The 2,233-nt window shown below is 69.6% G+C and carries 3 protein-coding genes; 2 read left to right on the plus strand and 1 reads right to left on the minus strand.

Translation table 11 applies throughout. The features are described 5' to 3' along the window. A partial coding sequence (locus JNL41_RS07335) for a hypothetical protein (protein WP_293473624.1) occupies positions 1-828 on the plus strand: 828 nt, incomplete at its 5' end. Between the two features lie 161 nt (positions 829-989). Here the strand turns inward: JNL41_RS07335 and JNL41_RS07340 are convergent. Then, the gene (locus JNL41_RS07340; RefSeq protein WP_293473625.1) at positions 990-1,169 is read right to left on the minus strand and encodes a hypothetical protein; all 180 of its coding nucleotides are present in this window, start codon (positions 1,167-1,169) and stop codon (positions 990-992) included. A 501-nt stretch (positions 1,170-1,670) separates the two neighbouring features. Between JNL41_RS07340 and JNL41_RS07345 the strand changes: the two genes are divergently transcribed. Beyond that, a partial coding sequence (locus JNL41_RS07345) for a cell wall hydrolase (RefSeq protein ID WP_293473626.1) occupies positions 1,671-2,233 on the plus strand: 563 nt, incomplete at its 3' end.

The following is a 2,233-nucleotide window of genomic DNA, read 5'->3' on the forward strand; positions in this document are numbered from 1 at the left end:
CTGGAGGCGCTGCTGGTCCGGTTCGGGCATCCGCTGACGGTGTCGGGGCGCTATCGCAAGCAGCAGCACCTGATCGGGCCCGAGGTGTTCCCGTTCTGGTGGGCGGCGGTGAAGGCGGTCTGCGGCGTGATCGTGGCGATCTGGGCGGTCCTGACGCTGGTCGTCATCCTCGCGGGCGACGACATCATGGTGGACCGCGTGGGCGGCGACACCTCGCTCATGGGCCTGCTGGTCTTCGCGTTCGGCGCGGTGACCCTGGTCTGCGCGCTGATCGAGCGGTTCGGGAAGGCGGCCCTGCTCCAGCGATGGAAGCCCAGCCAGTTGCCGCCGCCCGAACGCAAGACCAAGTCGCGCTTCGAGCGGGTGTTCGAGATCGGGATGGGCGTGGTCTTCATCCTGTGGTGGATGGGCCTGATCCGGTTCCGCAACTTCATCCCGGACTACGGCATGACGATCTCGATGGCTCCGATCTGGCGCGAGATGTACTGGCCGATCCTGGGCTACAGCCTTTTCGAACTTGGCATGAACCTGATCGCGCTGCTCCGCCCCGGCCTCGTTGCCTTCAACCGCGCCATGTCGCTGGCGCGCAACCTGATCGGCGCAGCGGTCATCGGCGTCGTCTACCAGGCGGGCCACTGGCTGGAGGTGAGCTGGTCGGTCTGGACGCCCGAGGTGGCCGAGCGCGTACAGGCCAACTTCGACGCCGGCATGCGGATCGGGGTCGGCGCGACGGTCGTGATCTTCCTGGCGCTGGCCGCGGTGGATGGGTGGCGGCTCTGGCAGATGCGTCAGGCGCGTCGCGGGATGGGCGCGCCGAGGGCGGCTTAGGCCCGGGCCTAGAAGGCGGCGTGCGTCGCGTTCATGGCGACCCAGACCACCCCGACGAGGGCGGCCACGGCCAAAAAGAGATTGCGCATCCTGCGCCTCCCGTTCCTCACGGGAAACTACGCAGCAAACCCGGCGCCAGATGCGGCCCGGCCGGCGCGCGCCTACTTGTCGGTGGCCTTGGAGACGACCGTGCCGGCGCCCGCGCCGACGGCGGCGCCGATGGGTCCTCCGACCACCGCGCCCGCGACCGCGCCGGTGGCGGCGCGCTGCTCGGTGTTGTGACCGCAGGCGGCGAGCGCCAGGCCGGCTGCGGCGCTGGCGAGGATCAACAGGGTGCGCATGGGGAAGCCCTCCAGGACTGGACGGCTACAGAACAGCTCAGCCTGCACGGGGTTCCGTTCAAGACGCCTTTGCTTGGGAAACAAGGTAAACGCGCATGGTTTCAGAAGACTTGAGCATTATTTGAAGAACTCGTGCAGGCCGCGCGGGTCCATCCGAAATTCCCGTGGGATCTCAGCAACCTGAGCCGTCGGCCCGATCTCGCCGACGCTTTCGGGACGTCGCGCCGTTAATGCTGCGGTGCAAAAAAGTCTTGCCAAGGTGAGCGCGGGCATTCATAGACGCTTCATCTTTGCCGTCGCCTCGCCCACCACGGATCCCGGGCCAGGCTTGGCGGCGGACGCTACCAGCACGAGCAGGGGCGCCCGCCGAATGTCCCATTTGGGGCGTCAAGTTGGGGGCAGGTCGCCCTCGCCGCTGAGGACCGTTCCGTTTTGCAGTTCGTACCGAAGGTGAGCGCCGCGCGGCGTTCGCCCATCAGCGCCGTTTTGGCGGGTTCCGGAGTGGGCCTGGGCCTGGGCGCACTCTTCCTGGCCGCCGGCATGGCGGGCCACGTGGCCGACTACGCCCACGAGCAGCGCATCGCCGAGGCGGCGCAGCGCGGCTACGCGGGCTCGTACCTGGAGGCCCAGGGCCGGGGCCTGCGTCTCGGACTGGAACGATACGGCTTCCAGGAGGCGCCGGACGCGCGCCTGTTCATGCTGCGTCACGAGGGGGGCCGCGGGAAGGTGGCCGCCAAGGCCCGCAAGCGCGCCGACCTCGAGTGCCTTACCCAGGCGGTCTACTACGAGGCCCGCGGCGAGAGTTCGCGCGGCCAGTACGCCGTGGCCCAGGTGGTGATGAACCGGGTGAAGCATCCCGCCTTCCCGAAGAGCGTCTGCGCCGTGGTGTTCCAGGGCGCGGGCCACCGCGGCTGCCAGTTCAGCTTCGCCTGCGACGGCTCGATGCGGCGCGGCCGCGAGGGCCAGGCGTGGGACCGCGCGCGCGCCGTCGCGACCCGCGCGCTCGCCGGCGCCGCCCTGGCCGACATCGGCTCGGCGACGCACTTCCATACGACGGCGGTCGC

The organism is Phenylobacterium sp. (assembly GCF_016793285.1).
In the GTDB taxonomy this organism is placed as follows: Bacteria; Pseudomonadota; Alphaproteobacteria; order Caulobacterales; family Caulobacteraceae; genus Phenylobacterium.